The 16422-nt window shown below is 49.5% G+C and carries 9 protein-coding genes; 3 read left to right on the plus strand and 6 right to left on the minus strand.

Translation table 11 applies throughout. The features are described 5' to 3' along the window. The first annotated feature begins 11 nt into the window (after positions 1-11). A complete protein-coding gene (locus MUB35_RS26815) occupies positions 12-974 on the plus strand; it encodes an FAD binding domain-containing protein (protein ID WP_244807121.1) in 963 nt (320 codons plus the stop codon). A 73-nt stretch (positions 975-1047) separates the two neighbouring features. Here the strand turns inward: MUB35_RS26815 and MUB35_RS26820 are convergent, their stop codons facing one another. Then, positions 1048-2457: a GntR family transcriptional regulator gene (locus MUB35_RS26820; protein ID WP_244807122.1), complete on the minus strand. Its 1410-nt coding sequence runs from the start codon at positions 2455-2457 to the stop codon at positions 1048-1050. A gap of 107 nt (positions 2458-2564) precedes the next feature. Beyond that, positions 2565-5735 carry a response regulator gene (locus MUB35_RS26825; RefSeq protein WP_244807123.1) on the minus strand — a complete coding sequence of 1057 codons (3171 nt, stop codon included), beginning with the start codon at positions 5733-5735 and terminating at the stop codon, positions 2565-2567. A 243-nt stretch (positions 5736-5978) separates the two neighbouring features. Between MUB35_RS26825 and MUB35_RS26830 the strand changes: the two genes are divergently transcribed. Both MUB35_RS26830 and MUB35_RS26835 read left to right on the plus strand, forming a co-directional pair. Next, positions 5979-6845, plus strand: coding sequence for an RNA polymerase sigma factor (locus MUB35_RS26830; RefSeq protein WP_244807124.1), 867 nt, complete (start codon positions 5979-5981; stop codon positions 6843-6845). Then, complete coding sequence (locus tag MUB35_RS26835; protein ID WP_244807125.1) at positions 6846-7532, plus strand: DUF2461 domain-containing protein; 687 nt, start codon at positions 6846-6848, stop codon at positions 7530-7532. A 117-nt stretch (positions 7533-7649) separates the two neighbouring features. Here MUB35_RS26835 and MUB35_RS26840 read toward each other — a convergent pair whose 3' ends face one another. The 4 genes from MUB35_RS26840 to MUB35_RS26855 all read right to left on the minus strand — a co-directional run bounded on the left by MUB35_RS26840 (position 7650) and on the right by MUB35_RS26855 (position 16304). Then, positions 7650-11000 (minus strand): response regulator, encoded by a 3351-nt coding sequence (locus tag MUB35_RS26840; protein ID WP_148391485.1) that lies wholly within the window; start codon positions 10998-11000, stop codon positions 7650-7652. Beyond that, positions 10997-12274, minus strand: a complete 1278-nt coding sequence (locus MUB35_RS26845; protein WP_103731649.1) for an ABC transporter substrate-binding protein — start codon at positions 12272-12274, stop codon at positions 10997-10999. Before MUB35_RS26845 ends, MUB35_RS26840 begins: the two co-directional genes overlap by 4 nt. Positions 12275-12360: 86 nt before the next feature. After that, a complete protein-coding gene (locus tag MUB35_RS26850; RefSeq protein WP_244807126.1) occupies positions 12361-14619 on the minus strand; it encodes a diguanylate cyclase domain-containing protein in 2259 nt (752 codons plus the stop codon). Next, on the minus strand, positions 14616-16304 hold the full coding sequence (locus MUB35_RS26855) for a bifunctional diguanylate cyclase/phosphodiesterase (RefSeq protein ID WP_244807127.1): 1689 nt from the start codon (positions 16302-16304) through the stop codon (positions 14616-14618). The genes MUB35_RS26850 and MUB35_RS26855 overlap by 4 nt, the downstream gene beginning before the upstream one ends. Between the last annotated feature and the right edge of the window lie 118 nt (positions 16305-16422).

Raw genomic sequence — 16422 nt, forward strand, 5'->3', positions numbered from 1 at the left:
GAGCGATGACCATGTATTATAAACCGAAGACATTGAAAGATGCGCTGTCCTGCCTCTCTTCAGAATCCCCTGTCATCCTTGCCGGCGGAACCGATCTTATGCCGCTTGTAAAAAATGACTTAAAGCCCTCCGGAAGCTATATGGATATCACCCACATTCCGGACCTCTGTGCCGTGCAGAAGACATCCGAGGGCTGGTTTCTGGGTGCTGCCGTCACCATAAGCGGGCTTTTGGAAAACGCTGCCCTCTGCGGTACCTATCCCGCTCTTGCCCGGGCTCTCAGCGTCACGGCATCCCCGCAGATAAGAAATATGGGAACCATAGGGGGAAATATCCTTCAGGACAGGCGCTGTCTTTATTTTAACCAGTCTGCCTGCTGGAGAAGCAGCATAGAAAAATGCTTTAAGACAGGGGGAACCCTGTGCCACCAGATTCCCAACTCGCCTGTGTGCCGCGCCCTTTATTACTCGGACCTGGCTCCTGTTCTGCTCCTCTATGAGGCTCAGGCCCGGATGATTAAAAATGGGGAAAAACAGCAGGTTCCCATAGAGACTTTCCTTCACGACCATATCGTCAGAAACGGAACCACGGAAAGGCCGGATTTTCTTCTTGAAGGTTTCTTTCTCCCCTTCCCCCGGAAGGGATACCGAAGCAGCTTTGAAAAGATAAGCATAAGAGGCTCTGTTGATTTTCCTACTGTCCATTTTGCGGGCGCCTTTCATCCGGAGACAAGGGATACACGGCTGTTTGCAGGCGCCGTGGCTGAATCTCCCGTAGAACTCAGTGATACGGAGGCTTTTATCAAAGCCAATCAAAATGCCGGCCTTGACCAGACAACGGATACGGCAGTAAAAGAACTGCTTGCCAGGGCAAGACTGATCAAAGAAGCCACCATCTCCGTAAAAGTAAAAAAAGATTCCTTTCAGAATATCCGCACTTTGCTTAAGACTTTGATCTGTCAGCCGGAACCATAAGCTCCCGAATCTTTGTATACAAAAGCAGAGGGCTGATGAAAACTTTCATCTGCCCTCTGCTTTCCATTCCGGATCATTCCTCTTTTTCTGCCGTCAGGTGTCTTTCCAGCCTGGAACGCATAATTTCCTCCTCATGCTTTAAAAGGGATTCCCATTCCAGGGAAAACGCTTCATAATCCTTTCTGACCAGTTCTTCGGCAGCCCTCTGGATCCGTTCTTCATATTCCTCATGCAGGGAACGCTCCTGCAGCCTCAGCATGGTGAAGGGATATCCCCAGGCAAGCATCTCTCTCATTTTCCCGTAACACTCCCGCACAATGGAGAGAGGACACTTTTCCTCAATGAAAAACAGGCATGTTTCAAAGGAATAAAAGCTCTTTCCCTTCCTCTGCATCTTGACAAACGCCTCCTCCAGCCAGCGTCTGTCCTTCTCGCTGGTATGCTGCAGCGTATAATAAGAGATTCGGCGTATGGTGAGAGCCAGTATCTGCAGGCTTTCCAGATACAGACGCATACTTTCCCTGATCTCCGGTCTGGAAAAGTCCATGGACCGCACGATTTTGCAGATCTGTGTTCCTTTTCCCTGATAGGATTTTGTCAGTCCCAGACTGTTCAGAAGGCTTAAAGTACGGCGCACCGTGCTGACAGATACGTCGTATATCTCCGCCATCTTAGGCAGAGACGGCAGATAATCCCCCGCAGTATACACACCCCGGTTGATATCCCTGATCACCAGAGACACCATGGTATAGCAGAGCTGCGGCCGCTGTCTGTAGATACTGCAATAAAAAGGGACCTGCTCTGCCCCTTCCGGAAATACCGCCTTTTCATGCTGCCGCAGAAACGCCTTGATATCCTTCACCGCGTCAAAATAAAACGCAGCGTACTGTTCATGCAGCCAGGTCACCACCTGTTCCCTGTTATTCTCCGTACCGGTATAGCGCACCGCTTCTTTTTCTTCCCGGTTCACCAGATAGGGGAATCGTACATAGCCAATGATCTCCCAGTAGAAATTCAGGGCCATCCCATTGCCCATGCCGTGAAGCACCAGATAATAAAATTTCACCGGCATGGACACCGCGCCGCTTAAGGGGGATGAAAGCGCATCCATAAACCACTGCCACTCCTTTTCGCCGCATTTGCGGACACCCTCCTGCCAGAGAGGCTCTAACAGGAGTTTCCCTGATTCACACAGCTCCTGGATACCTGCCTCCCTTGGAGCGAAATACTTCACCGCATTTTTCCTAAGCTCCTCCGGGGTGGTCCTGTAAATGACTTTCGCCGTTCTTCTGGCATCTACCCGGATCAATCCCTTCTTCTCAAGCAAAGTGAGCGCGTTTCTCACCGTCGCGGGAGCCATCTGGAAAACATCACAGATTCTGTTGATGGACGGCAGGCTCTCCCCGTATCTATAATATCCAAAAAGGATCCTGGCTTCATAATATTCATAAACCAGTCTGTAAATTCCACTTTCAAGCAACATAATTCTTCACCTCAATGGACTATTCTACCATAAATCCCTGCCGTCTGCAAACAGGCGGGACAGACTTAAAAACACCTCCGGGACAGTGGTGTGTGAACATGTGCCCCCTATTCTTCCTTTCTGAAGATAAAGTCATACAAGGTCTGAAAAAGCCTTGCCGGGTCTATGGGTTTTGCCAGATGGGCATTCATGCCGGCAGCCTTGCTCTTCTCAATATCATCGTCAAAGGCATTGGCTGTCATGGCAATGATCGGAATGGTCCTGGCATCCGTATTGCTGAGATGGCGGATATTGGTAGCTGTCGTCAGGCCGTCCATGAGGGGCATCCGGATATCCATCAAAATGGCATCATAATACCCTTTTTCGGATTTGCTGAACAACTCCAGAGCACGCAGCCCATTCTCCGCAGTGTCCACAGTAAAGCCCTTCCCCTCCAGCAGCATAACCGCAATCTCTGTGTTCAGAGGATGGTCCTCTGCCAGAAGTACACGCTTCCCTGTGAAATCATAGTCCATGTCCGCTTCTTTTTTCTCTTCCTTCTCCTCATCCTTTTTCCCCAGTGCCCTGGAGAACGCAGAGATCAGGGAGGATTTGAACATGGGCTTGCTGATGAGCAGATTCACACCGGCCATCTTTGCCTCATGTTCAATGGAACTCCAGTCATATGCCGTCATAATGATGATTGTCACCTCAGGCCCTACAATGCTGCGGATACGCCGGGCTGTCTCAATCCCGTCCATCTCCGGCATTTTCCAGTCTATGAGTATCATGTCAAAATATTTTCCGTCATTCCACAGGTTCTTTACCCGGTTCACTGCCTTTAAGCCGCTGTCCGCCCACTCCGCAGATATTCCCATTTCCTTCAGGGTGACCATGGCGCTCTCACAGACTGCCACGTCGTCATCCACAACCAGAGTTTTGAGGTGGGAGAAATTGTAGTTCTGCTTCCTCTGGTTGTGATGCAGTTTCTCCTCCTCTGTGATTCCGAGTTTCACATCCACTGTAAATTCAGAGCCGATTCCTTTGATGGAACGGATTATGATACGCCCGTCCATCATATCCACAATGTTTTTGGATATGGCAAGCCCAAGCCCTGTCCCTCCGTAAAGGGCAGTCGTGCCTGTACTCTCCTGGGAAAATGGTTCAAATATATGGGGAATAAATTCCTCATTCATCCCCACTCCGGTGTCATTGATGACAAAGCGGAGGACCGCATCGTTTTTCGTCCTGCGCATCTGGGCCGCCGAAAAGGTCACTTTTCCGCCCTCTCCGGTAAATTTAATGGCATTGGAAAGGATATTGATGAGCACCTGCTGCAGCTTCATGGCATCTCCCATGTAATAGTCGTCCAGCACCGGGTCCACAATACACTCGTAATCCACGCCCTTGGCGGCTGCCTGGGCATGGCAGATGGAGTTGATCCCGTTTAGAAATTCCTCTGTGGGTATCTTCTCATTTTTCAGCAGCATCTTGCCGCTCTCGATCCGGCTCATATCCAGAATATCATTGATCAGGGACAGAAGGAACCGGGACGATATGCCGATCTTGGCAATGCAGTCTGCCACCTGCTCATCATCCCCTATGGACTGGGCCGCAATGGTGCTCATGCCGATGATGGCATTCATGGGTGTGCGGATCTCGTGGCTCATACGGGAGAGGAAATCCGACTTGGCCGCATTTGCCTGCTCCGCGGCAACCAGGGCTGCCGCCATCTCCTCCTTCTGCCGCTGCTCCTGGCGCACCACGTCTGTCACATCTGTTCTGGCCAGACACGCCCGCCCCAGTTCCCTGTCTATATAGAAGACCTCACAGCGCTTGACCCGCTGTTCCCCGGCTTCATTTTTCATCTCCACAATAAAGGAGTAGGATTCGTTCTCCTCAAGCTGCTCCTCCATATAGCTGTATTCCAAATGCTCCAGATAATATCTGCTGACTTCCTCCTCCATCACCTGCTCTGCCATTTCCTTTACTTCCGCCTGAAAATGCCCGCTCCTGGGAAGTATTCCGTATGCCCGTTCATCAAAGGAGATCAGATGATACCGGTCACGGCGCAGATCAATGTCCGCGATGAGTTCAAAGCCGAGATCTGTTATCTTTTTCAGAAGCTGTTCCTGCATCTTCTGCTCTGTCACGTCAAACGTATAAAAAAAGACAATGATATCACCGGACTGGGGATTCAGGTAGGAGCGGAAGCTGGTATTGCTCCAGAACACGCTTCCGTCTTTTCTTCTCCTCAGAAATTCAAATTTGTAATCCACCTTTCCCGCACTGTAGTCAGCCAGCACTTTCTCTCTGTCAAGGGCACTGCTGATCTTTTCGCCGTACTGCCAGTCCACGGCAGACTGGGCCATATTCTGCACGGTCTCCTCAAAGGTGGCTCCCACATGGGTGATGGCATCATCCAGGGCCGACACATAACTCTCCACACAGTTTTTTGTCACATTCATCCGGCCGCGGAAATTCTTCTCGGAGGATGACAACTCTGCAAAATAAGCCATCTCCTTTTCAAACAATTCCCTGGACCTTTCCTGGTTCTGCTTTTCCTCTGTGATGTCCACAAATACACAGTAAAAATACTGCTCCCCTGACTTTTCAGTGATGAGCTGGGCCTTAATGGAAATCCATTTGACAGAACCGTCCTTACAGATCAGACGGTTTTCATTATGTATGGTACTGCCGTACTTCAACTGTTCTCTCAGCTTTCCGGCCATAATTTCCAGATCATCGGGATAAATAACAGAAGACATCCTGTTGCCCATAGCGGCAAATTCCTGCCTGGTATAGCCCAGGAACTCAAAAAGACCGTCATTCGCTTCAATGACGGAAAAGAATTCGTCAAACCTGCAGCGGAACACCGCACCCGGAATATTATTATAGATGTGCAGAAGTTCCTCATGGCTTCCTCCTGTATCTGAGAGGCAGATATTCCGAATCTTCCACTGTTCCTCCTTACGTTCCAGTGTAAAATATCCTCCCATCTGCCAGGCATATACTTCACTTTTCAGCTCCAGCCTGCAGAAAAGGCTTAAGAGCACATCACTCAAGGGCTGCTCATATATGACAGTAACTGCCGGATAAAAAGCATGCTCTGCTTTCCCGGTATCTCTGCGGATATAATCCAGCATTTCCTGTTTTCCGTGAGCATATTCTCTGTCACCGGCTCCCACAAAGCGCACGTCACTGTCCAAAAATTCCGCCGCCCTTAAAGGCTCCCCCAGCGCAAACCAGGCATTACAGAATTCTTTTACTGTCTGAGCTGCATCTATTTTCTTTCCCATTTATCCAATCCTCTCATTACAGCAGTCCTCCTGCTGTTTGTCTCTTTTGCCTGTTGGCTTTATCTTAACACTTATCCAAATCATTGTAAACTCTGCATTTCAAGCGCTGCGCACGCACAGTCTCTTATTGCTTTTTTTCATGGCATCCCCTATCATGGTAAATGATCATGAAGTATAATTTTTTTCACTTTCCCTGTCACAAAACCTTCCGTCCCCTGTCTAACTATATAGGAGGTAAAAAATATGAACATAAAAAATAACGAAGAACTGCCACTGCTGATCGAGAAAGCAACCGCCGGTGATGAGAAATCCCTGGAAACCATTCTGTTAAGCGTACAGGACCTGGTATTCAACCTTTCCCTCAGGATGCTGGGAAGCTTTCCCGACGCCGAGGATGCCGCCCAGGAAATACTGCTGAAGGTCATCACCCATCTCTCCTCCTTCCGGAAAGAGAGTTCCTTCACCACATGGGTCTTTTCTATTGCGTCCAATCATTTGAAAAACTATAAAAATAGCATATTTGCCCGCCACCCTTTAAGCTTTGAGTTCTACGGCTATGATATTGAAAACGGCAGCGCCCGGGATATCCCCGACCTGACCCAGGACATGGAAAAAGCCGTGCTGGCTGAGGAACTGAAAATGTCCTGTACCAATGTCATGCTGCAGTGCCTTGACACGGAAAGCCGCTGTATCTTTATCCTGGGCACCATGTTCAAAGCGGACAGCCGTATTGCGGGGGAGATTCTGGGCATCACCCCTGAGGCTTACCGGCAGAGGCTCAGACGGGTACGCCGGAAAATGGCTGATTTTCTGGAAGAATACTGCGGAGAATACGGACATGGAACATGCCGCTGCAAAGACAGGGTCAGCTATGCCATTCAAAACCACCGCCTCAATCCCTCCAGGACCGAATATACCTCCTCCGAGGAAATCCCGCAGGAGACACTTGTGGATGTAAAAAATGCCATGGAGGACATCGACGGCCTGGCGGACAGGTTCCGCTTCTGCAAGGCTTACAGATCGCCGGACCATGCAAAGCGCTTCATCCGGGATTTTCTCAGATCCACACAGATATCCATAGTCAATAACAGTGAAAGGGAGGAAGCATAGATGGACATCACCTGTATTCTTGATTATCTCACACATCTGGAACAAAATAACAGCCGTGAATGGTACCACGCCCACAAGGAGGAATACAAAACCGCAAGTGCCGGGTTCGAGGCACTGATCCGGGAACTCATTTTCCGGCTTGGCGAGACTGACAGCAGCATTCTGCACCTTGAACCGAAGGACCTGACGTTCAGGCTTACCAGGGATACCCGCTTCAGCCATGACAAATCCCCTTATAATACTGCCTTCCGGGCCCATATAGGCCCTATGGGCAAACTGCCGGTTCCGGTGGGATATTACCTTATGATAAAACCCGGCGGAAGGTCTTTTTTAGGCGGCGGACTGTTCGCTGACATGTTCAAGGACGCCACTGCCTTGGTAAGAGATTACATAGCAGAACACCCTGACCAGTGGGAGGCTGTGATCACGGCTCCCGCCTTTGCAGAATCCTTCACCGTCCTCGGCACTTCACTGAAAAATGTACCGGCCGGTTACGACAAGACACATCCCCAGGCCCAATACCTGAAATACAAAAGCTGGTATCTGGAATATCCAATCAGCGACGCGCTTCTGTGCTCCGGAGAGAAGTTTACAGAACTGGCAGCCCGGGTGTTTACACAGATGCAGCCCTTCAATCGTTTTCTGAACACCGCCCTTGCGGATTTTAAAATGCCGGAAAGACCGTAACTTTGAGCTGCAATGAAAAAAGGAGAATCCCTTCTTCCGTACCACGGACAGCAGGCTCTCCTTTTTTCATACAGTGCGTAAACAGGCATGCACCCCTGCAGACTGTACATCCGGTTTTCAGTCTTCCTCCCCCAGATACTGATACAGCAGCTTATCCAGTGCCTCAATATCTATGGGCTTTGCAAAATGGGCATTCATACCTGCCTGGGCAGCAGCCTGTGCGTCTTCGGCAAAGGCATTGGCTGTCATGGCTATGATGGGTATCTTTATGGCATCCGCACGGTTCATCCTGCGTATGGCCTTTGTGGCCTCATAGCCGTCCATCCGCGGCATCTGGATATCCATCAGTATCATGTCATAATACCCTTCCTTGGAATCGGCCACCATCTGCACCGCTTCCTCACCGTCACACGCCTCCTCTATGACAGCTCCTGATTCCCCGATCAGTTCGCGGGCAATCTCCCTGTTGATCTCATTGTCCTCCACAAGCAGAATCCTCTTATCTGCGTAATCCACGGAAAGCGCGGGACGCCTGATCTCCTGCTGCGGTTTTTCCCCGCTCAGTTCTCCGAGAAGGCCGCACAGCTTTGCATGGTAAAAGGGTTTTGCCAGGAATGCCGTGACACCGGCCTCTCTGGCCTCGCGCTCTATCTCAGACCAGTCATAGGCGGTGAGCACGATCACCGGTGTGTCTGCCCCTATGACTTTCCGGATACGACGGGTAACCTCAACGCCGTCCATATCCGGCATCTTCCAGTCCACGATCACCAGGCCATAGGGATCTGCCGACTTCTCCGCCTGCAGCACATAGTGCACCGCAGTGTGCCCGTCCGTGACAAATTCAGCACGAAGTCCCATGTCATCCAGAAGTTCCGCCGCGTTTTCACAGATCATCCTGTCGTCATCCACCATAAGGCAGCGCACGCCGATCCATTCCCGGGGTACTTCCTCCTCCCCGTCCTCCTGGAGTTTTAAGGGAAGTGTCACCGTAAATACGGAGCCTTTCCCCGGTGTACTCTCAACCCGGATGCTGCCGTTCATGAGATCCACCACGTTCTTTGTAATCGCCATTCCAAGCCCGGTTCCCGTAACCTTGCTGCTTGTGGAATCCTGGGCACGCTCAAAAGGCTGGAAAAGTCGTTCTATGAACTCCTCCTTCATGCCGATTCCTGTATCGGAACAGCAGAACACATAATTCAGATACCCCTTGCGGGCCCCGGCCTTCTGTGTCACGGTTACATGGATACTTCCTCCTGCAGGCGTATATTTTATGGCATTGGAGAGAATATTGATACATACCTGCTGGACCCGCAGGGGATCCCCGATGACCTTCTCATTTTTCAGCTTCGTAAGGCTTACTTCCATGGTCAGCCGGCCGGCATCCGCCTGGGGTTTTAAAAGCTCTGTCAGTTCTGATAAAAGCTCAGCAAAGTCAAAAGGCTCATATCTCAGAGAAAGCTTTCCGCTCTCTATCTTTGACATATCCAGCACGTCATTGATCAGACTGAGCAGATGCTTGCTGGACAATCCTATTTTTTTCAGACACTCCGCAACCCGGTCCCTGTCATTTAGATGGGCTGCAGCGATGGCGGCCATACCTACAATGGCGTTCATAGGCGTCCGGATATCATGGCTCATATTGGACAGAAACTGACTTTTTGCCCTGCTGGCAGCCATGGCATTGTCAAGGGCGCTCTGCAGTGCCTGGCGCTGCTGTTCCTCCTCATGACGCTGCTCGTCGATCCGGCGGGAGATGAGGATTGCCAGCTTATCCTCCGAATAGGGATTATCCACATGGATGATCTGTGTGGATGTCCAGTGGTAGACCTCATCCGTAAGCCTCTGCCTGGCTTCTAAGAATATCTCCTTTTTCTCCTCCAGTATCCCTCTTAAGTTCTTAAGGGCAAACCGCTTGATATAATCGTTCAGACTCTCCTCATGTATGGTGGGCAGCATATCTTCAAAAAGCTCACTGTATGTTTTCTGTTTTCCGATATTTAGCTTCAGCGCCGGGTCTATATACACAAAACCAAGCGTGTCCCGGGTAAGATTGATCCGGATGATCACAGGATAGGCATTGGAGATTGCACCCACAAGAGTCAGGCGTTCCTGAAGTTTTTCCCTCTCCTCCGCCTCTGCCCTCAGCTTTTCATCCGTTACATCGTGAAACGTTGCGATCAGAATGGGATTTTCATTTTCATCCAGGGTTCTCTCCACGATTCCACCGGCCCAGAAGTAGCTGCCGTCCTTTTTCAGCACTCTGTTTTCAAAGATATGCTTGTTGTCTCTGCCCTCAGATTCTTCTGCGGGCATGATGACCTGCTCATACTCATCCGGATGGATGATCTCCCGAAGGCTGATACCTTTCGGTGCATTATTGGGCGCATTGTCAGGGTAAGCCAAAAGCCGCAGCCCTTCCCGGTTAAGGGACATCAGGTGATAGGGCTTCTCCACGGTCATAAGCGCAACACCCTCGGGAATGGCATTGTACAGATGTCCGATGTAATTGGCCTGGCTTCTCAGCCTTTTGTTTGCCTTGTTCAGATGCCGCAGATAAAATGCCACCAAAAGGAAAATCCCGGCCAGTATGCTTATGATCAGCACCATGGAGCGCATCAGGATAACATTGGTCTGGGCGTCCACCACATGCTTTGGTATAATGGAGATCAGATACCAGTCTGTATTCAGTTTCAGAGGTGTATAGCTGAAAACCGTGTCCTCCCCCTGATAGTAAAATACCGCCCATCCGGTGCGGCGTTCCCCCAGAGACTGCCTGAACTTGGCAATACTGTCCTCCTCATTTTTGGACACAGGGAGCATGTCAAACAGATTCTGCACGGTCTTGTTGCTGTTCGGGTGAGGAGATCGTATGAGCACATCCCCCTGTGTATTGACAATATAAGAAAAACCGGCGTTGTTGTAGAAGGACAGACTGAAGCTGTCTATGATACTCTCCACCTCATACTGCTTTACAAGATATCCCGTGGTGCCATCCTGAAGGCTTACCCGGACAAACAGTTCAAAGACATTGACACCGGTAACACTGCTGATATGAGGGTCCAGAATTCCGGAAGCCATATCCGTGTCCTTAAGCTCTGTCTCCACGCTCTCATCCTTCCCCGACCCTTCAGGGAGGCAGGTGCCGTCAGACAGATACAGTTGTACCCCGTCTTCTATCTCACTGTAATTCCCTATAACTTCAGCCAGTTCTTTTGTCTGCTCCCTTTTGTATTCTTTCAGGTAACCGGCTATGGTGTCCATGGACTCATAATTTTTCTCCAGCTGAACTTTCAGTGTGCCGCATCCCTGCTGTGTACTCTCCATGATCGTGTTGATGGACTGTTCCCAGAGCTGCTTTTTGACCCCCTGCACAAAGAGAAAGGTAAGGAGCAAAAGGGCCGCGCCCACAACGAATGCAGCCAGTGCTGTCTTTTTTCTGATGCCGGAAGTTTCATTCTTCTGCTTCACTGCAATCCCCTTTCCTCTCTGTTCTGTTCATCCAGCCACTCCATGGTCTCAGAAAGCGTCTCCCCTGAAAGCAGTTTGACTGAAACCTCTTTCGTCCACTCCCATATGGGAAGTTCCAGCATACCGTCTGTTCCCAATACCGTCCTTCCTGACTGGTAACAGGGGATCAGGGGCTGGATTTCCTGGACAGATGAGGGGCTTCCCTCTTTCAGAGGACTGAAGGAGGATTGCTGGTCCGCGAATTTCTGGATATTGTCCGGCCTTGTAAAATAATCCACGAATTTTAATGCGGCCTCCATATGCTCACTGTCCGCGTTCACACTCAGCCTGGTATCCGCATTGATGACCAGAAGGGAACCATCCTCAAGCACCGGATAGGGATGCACTTCAAAGTCAAATTCCGGCTTTCTGTTCTTCACCCTTGTGGCAGCCCAGGCTCCGGTCAGCATAAACGGGGCTTCTCCTCTGACAAACTCCGTCAGATCGTCTGAGGTCTTGTTTGTCTCCAGAGCACTTGCCCCGTCAATATACCCTTTTTTGAGAAACGTCTCTGCCAGGGAAAAACCGGATGAAAGATATTCGCTGAGCATTGCCTTTCCCTGATTGAGTTCACCAAACACCTCCGCCTGGCTGCCGTCCCGGTATGCAGAATAAAATACTTCTCCGATGGCCAGTGTCTTTAAAGAGATGTCATTGTTGGCGATCACAGGTGTGATACCCTCTTTGACAAATGCATCACAGACCTGTTCCCACTCCTCAAGATTTTCAGGGACTTCCTGCTCATGGTCCTTTAAAAGAGTCAGATTACAGTACAGCCCAAAGGCAGAAACCGTGGTGGGCAGCCAGAAAATACCCTCTTCATCTTCCATCTGGCTCCGCATGATATCCGTATAGCCGGACACAGCATCCAGAGCGGACAGATCCGCCAGTTTCCCTTCCTTCTTCAGCTCCAGCACGGCATCATGGTTCACCATAAACACATCATCCCCTTTGCCGGCATCCATTCTCTTTTTCAGAGCCTCAAAATATTCACTTCCCTTCAGACTCTCATATGACACACGGATATCCGGATTCTCATCCATGAACCCGGATATGATCTCTTCAATCACCGTAACGTTTTCAGGCTCATATTTGTTCCCGAAAAAGGTTATGGACGTCATATTTTCGGGCAGATCCTCATAATTTGTAAGCATGTTCTTTTCGCCGCATCCGCCAAGCAGAAAAACTCCGGCCAAAGCTGCTGCCGGGAACCGTGCCTGCATTCTTCTCTTCATTTTATTCTGCACTCCTTTGCTTCCTATACGGTGTAACTCTGTTCACATGTATTTCATTTTAGCACAAGAGTGCGTATTGTGCAATCTTAATCCTGTTCCGCATTTTTGTAAGCAGTGATGTCATGGCAGCTCACCATTACGGCCTCCTCCCCCTTCCAGGCAACCAGGCAGGCCTCCGCAGCAGTCCAGATCTGAAACCGGGGGTTGTAAATCTCCAGCTTCTTATTGACACAGGTTTTACTGAGTTCCCGCATGGGACAGGATGGACAGGGTCTGTCCCGGCGCATGAAAACCTCATAGCACGGCAGGCCGATATCTGCATTCTCACAAAATTCCTTTGTCCTTTTGTTGATGAACAGCAGTCTGTGTGTCCCCGGGTCTATGACATAGATCCAGGCACTCTGGTTGTTCAGGAGGTTTAAAAGTCCCTCCGATTCCTGCTTCAGCGCATCTTTTACCCGGTCCTTCAGCAAAAAAATACTCAGGATCTCAGAGATGAACACTAGGGCGTCTATCTGCTCCCTGGTCCAGTAACGATTCTGCCGGCATTCGTCAAATCCCACATATCCTTTTATTACACCATTGTCACGGATGGCACACTGAAGCAGAGATTTTATCCCCTGTGACGCCAGGATATCATAATAGTATTTTGGCAGTGTACGGATATCAGGACAATAGAATATCCCCTCCTCATTAAAATTATCCAGATAATTCCCGCTCAGTTTATCCTCATAGGACACGCAGCTCAGTTTATCCTTCTGTGGTTCGACTCCCTCATTGCACCACTCATAGGTGTTGGCACAGCATCTGTCATTTTCCGTATTTTCAAATATATAGACACGGCTCACATCATACTGCTGTCCCACAATTTCCAATATGGAGGACACGGCATTTTTGATTTCGCCGGAGTCGTAGAGAATGTGGAATACATATTCAGCCAGACGAGTGTTCTGCGTGGTACCGCCGGTGTTGGAATCGATGGTTTCGCTGACGACGGAGCGCGGTCTTGCATTTCTTGGATACGCTCCTGCTGTATTCTCATCATATATGAAGTACCTGTTCTTTCCCTCATTTTTCGCCTGATATAATGCCCGGTCAGCTTTCTGGAACAGAGTGGTGAAATCCCTGCCGTCCCGGGGCGCCAGAGAGATACCGATGCTGCAGGAGACTGCCGCCTTTCCGTCATGACCGGCCTGAATCTCATACATCTCCCGGATCATCTTCCAGGCACCTTTTTCCACATTGGTGAGATCATGCATATCTTTCAGGAATACAATGAATTCATCCCCGCCGATACGCCCCAGAATATCCGTATGACGGAATACATGCTTCATTCTTCTGGCTGCATCGCTGAGTATGGCATCCCCGAACAGATGACCCATACCGTCATTGATCTCCTTAAAATTGTCGATATCCAGAATCATCACAGCACACAGCTCATCCGAAGGCATCGTGTCCAGATATCTCCTGATCTGGGACTGGACCGTCATTTTGTTATACAGGCCGGTCAGCGCATCCCGCTCCGCCCGGTTTAGAAGGGACTGGGACTGTTGTTTCTCCTGGTCGATATCCAGGATGATCCCGATTACGCGGATGGGGCTTCTGTTCTGGTCAAACTGCACCGTGAGACGCAGTTTCCACCATTGGTAACGGTGTTCCCTGTTCAGGATACGCAGTTCCTCCTCCACATAGGATTCTCCCTTCAGAATACTTAAATAAATCCTCTTCAGCTTATCAAAATCTTCCTCACAGAGAATGCTCCGTGTCTTTTCCCTGAACAGCGCCATGACCCCATTCCTGGGAATATTCCAATTAAAAAGCTTTTCCATGTCCCTGGAATATTTTAACTGGTCCTTCACAATATCCCACTCAAAGATAATGTCATTCGTCTGGTTCATGATAATATCATAGCGCTCCAGAGTCAGGCGCAGCTCCTCCTGGGCCTCCCTCTCCTGGGTGATATCAATGATGATACAGTAAAAGGAAGGACATCCGCCGCATGGATCCTCGATGAGCTGTCCCTTGTCCAGTACCCATATGATATTACCGTTTTTGTGCCGTACACGGTACTCTATATTTTTTGTCTTTCCCAGAGCCATCTGGCGCTTTACCTCAAGGGCAGTGGGAACCCGGTCTCTCTCGTCAACCATCTCCCAGAAATGGTCATGGAACCACTCCTTTATCTCCTCCCTGGTATATCCGAACATGGATACAAATCCGTCACTTACCTGCAGAAGTGTAAGCTTCTCATCATAAAGGCATCGGAAGATACCTCCCGGCACGTTATTGGTGAGAACTTCCAGATCCTCCGCAGCCTGTCTGAAACGCAGTGTGCTTTCGTTCACAAAAGCCTCCTCCCCTCCTGAGACCTGGCAAAATAGAGGCTTTCAAATTCACGGGCACATACAGGCCTTCCGAACAGATATCCCTGTATATAGTCAGGTGAAGCCTGCATGACCGTATCATATTCTTCCTTCGTCTCCACACCCTCCACACAGACTTTCAGGTGGATGATATGTGCCAGTTTTACAATGTATTCCAGAAATATGTATTCATAGCTGCCCTTATTCAGTCCTCTGATAAAGCTGCGGTCTATCTTGATAACATTTGCCGGAAGCTCTTTCAAATGGCTCAGGGAGGAGTATCCGGTCCCAAAATCATCTATGGCGATTCCGTACCCCATGTCATGCATATCCTTAAACTCCTGATTCAGAAAATGCAGATTGGGCACCCAGCAGCTCTCTGTCAGCTCCAGAATCAGATTCTTTGCGGATACTTTGGGAACATGCTCATTTTTCAGATATTCCAGCAGCGCATTTTCTTTGAGCTGGATATAAGACACATTGATGCTCATGGTGAAATCCGGGTCATATTTCTGCCACTCCCGGCACTGCTTTGCGCCCTCCTCCAGGACCCATTTTCCTACCTGGATGATCAGGTGGTTCTCCTCCAGAAGAGGGATGAATTCCATAGGTGAAACCTCCCCATGCTTCGGGGAGTGCCAGCGCAGCAGGGCTTCCGCCCCCACAACCCTCTGGTCTTCTGTGTCAACCTGAGGCTGGTAATACAGCTCAAATTCATTGCATCCATGATTGACACAGGCGTGCAGGCTCTCCTGCAGCTCCATGATCTTACGCTTCCTGTCATACATTTCCCGGGAGAAGAACACAAGCTGGTTCTTTCCGTTCATTTTCGCAATCTCCACTGCGTTTTCCGCGTGCCGGAACAATTTCTGGTAGGTTCTTCCGTCTCCCGGAATCATACAGGCTCCCGCGGAGATGGATATGAGCAGCGTCTGCCCGTCCACCGTGAAATGGTTTGCCACAAACATCTGGATATTCTCGTAAATCTCCCGGATGCCCTCCCTCGTCCCGCCTTCCATCAGAAAAGCGAACTCATCCCCGTCCAGGCGGTACATCTGACAGCCCGGAGGCAGAAGTTCGGAAATACGGGTGGCGATCAGGTTCAGCGCCCTGTCACCAAAAGCATAGCTGTACTTCTCATTGATATTTTTAAAGTTATCAATATCCAGCACCACAATAACGCCCTGCATATGCTTTCCGCACTTTAAGATCTGGCAGATATCATGTTCAAACTGGTTTCTGTTCATAAGGCCTGTCACATTGTCGAATTTGTTCTGTTTTCCGATATTGGAAATCCTGCCCATCATAAAAAGGGGCCTGTTCTGTTCATCGGTCTTCACCTTGCCCCTGCACGACACCCATATGATCTGTCCTGTTTTCTTGTAGACCCTGTACTCCATATCGTGATATTCCTTGGCACCGTCCTGTATAAGCTTAAGGTCCTCAAGCCAGAGCTTCAGATCCTCAGCCACCATGACGCTCCCCCATACAGAGACCACATCTTCCTCTATACTGCGGTCAATCTGAAAATCTTCATATGCATTTTCCGATATGTAAAAGGTCCCGTGCTGAATATCCCACATATACAGGTAGTCATCCGTTGTCTCGGACAGCAGGTCCAGAAAAACACCGGCTGAAAATTTTTCTTGTTTGATCAAATTAGGCATACCAACCTCCTGTGTACCTTAATAAATATATTATAACTTAATTTAAAAGGCATTACCAGGTGGTTTTCTGTAATATTATGGTCTTTTGTGCACCAAAACAAGAGCAGAAAACGTCCTC

Origin of the sequence: Blautia sp. NSJ-175, from assembly GCF_022867815.1 — a bacterium.
Lineage (GTDB): Bacteria > Bacillota > Clostridia > Lachnospirales > Lachnospiraceae > Blautia > Blautia celeris.

What these genes read in the sequence shown, in the direction of transcription:
- MUB35_RS26830 (WP_244807124.1), top strand. Translation starts at nt 5,979, where the DNA reads ATGAACATAAAAAATAACGAAGAACTGCCACTGCTGATCGAGAAAGCA.
- MUB35_RS26820 (WP_244807122.1), bottom strand. Translation starts at nt 2,457, where the DNA reads ATGTTGCTTGAAAGTGGAATTTACAGACTGGTTTATGAATATTATGAA.
- MUB35_RS26815 (WP_244807121.1), top strand. Translation starts at nt 12, where the DNA reads ATGTATTATAAACCGAAGACATTGAAAGATGCGCTGTCCTGCCTCTCT.
- MUB35_RS26855 (WP_244807127.1), bottom strand. Translation starts at nt 16,304, where the DNA reads ATGCCTAATTTGATCAAACAAGAAAAATTTTCAGCCGGTGTTTTTCTG.
- MUB35_RS26825 (WP_244807123.1), bottom strand. Translation starts at nt 5,735, where the DNA reads ATGGGAAAGAAAATAGATGCAGCTCAGACAGTAAAAGAATTCTGTAAT.
- MUB35_RS26845 (WP_103731649.1), bottom strand. Translation starts at nt 12,274, where the DNA reads ATGAAGAGAAGAATGCAGGCACGGTTCCCGGCAGCAGCTTTGGCCGGA.
- MUB35_RS26835 (WP_244807125.1), top strand. Translation starts at nt 6,846, where the DNA reads ATGGACATCACCTGTATTCTTGATTATCTCACACATCTGGAACAAAAT.